Genomic DNA, 925 nt, shown 5'->3' with positions numbered 1-925 from the left:
GTTCCCCGTGTTGGTCTCAACCGACTCAACTGTAATGTCGGTTATATCGATGCTTTGTGTGTCTGAACCGGACGATCCGATGGTGAACGTGACATCGTTGTTTCCACCCGCGGTGTCTTCTCCGGTTACAGTCGTGCGGTCGGCCATCGTTCCTTGACCGCTCTCGATGACCCGCACCAGGAGTCTATCGACATCGTCACCCGCTGCTGCGTACACGTAGAATTCGTCACCGATGTCCGCGTTGTTTGGGGAGAAGACGAGGGTGTCAGAGCCGTCGTGTTGTGGAGATGATAGTGGGTTCAAACTCGGAGAACCCCCGTTCTGCAGCGGTGCGAACGATTAATCTATTGTGGCGTCGTTAATCAGGTCCCCGCTCTGTCGGTCGAATATCTGAACTTCGAGATCCGTATCGGTGTTCTCAGTGGCGTTCACCGGCGAGGACGGTATCCACCTGACATCGAACGTCTGATTTCCGGCTGTGCCGCCACCCTCCGACACGTCGAAGGTGACCCGCTCGTAGGTAGGCCCGCCGGTCCCGTTGATCGTCGTGATGAGGGTCTCGGTCTCGTTGACTTCGAAGAATGCCCGCCCCTCGTCGCCCGTGGTCCGGTTCTCGCCGCCGAACGACACCGTTGCGTCCGGCACCGGGTTGTTGTACCGGTCGCGGACCTCGACCGTGACCGTCTCTCCGACCGCGGCGCTCTCGGAGCCGACAGGCACGACGTACGCCGGCTCCGTCTCCCCCGTCGCGTCGATCGACACCTCGGAGAGCGCCAGCCGATAGGGGTCCGAGCCGTTCGCCAGCGTGACGTTGATCGCCTCGCCGGTCGCGTTCCGCGTTGCGGTCGCGCCCGCCGGGAGCGCCTCGGTCCAGCGATCCGCGAGAGCAGAGGCGTTCCCGACCGCGGTCGGGCGTTCAAGGGTG

Annotated in this window: 2 pseudogenes; both read right to left on the bottom strand. The window is 62.5% G+C overall.

From position 1 onward, the window contains the following. Nucleotides 1-303 (bottom strand): annotated as a pseudogene (locus DVK07_RS22465) (hypothetical protein); the annotation flags it as partial. A 36-nt stretch (nucleotides 304-339) separates the two neighbouring features. Beyond that, nucleotides 340-925, bottom strand: a pseudogene (locus tag DVK07_RS22895) (hypothetical protein); the annotation flags it as partial.

The organism is Halorubrum sp. Atlit-26R (assembly GCF_003666015.1).
Classification (GTDB): domain Archaea; phylum Halobacteriota; class Halobacteria; order Halobacteriales; family Haloferacaceae; genus Halorubrum.
The sequence above is the reverse complement of the archived record's forward strand: the minus strand, read 5'-3'. Positions and strand labels throughout refer to the sequence as shown.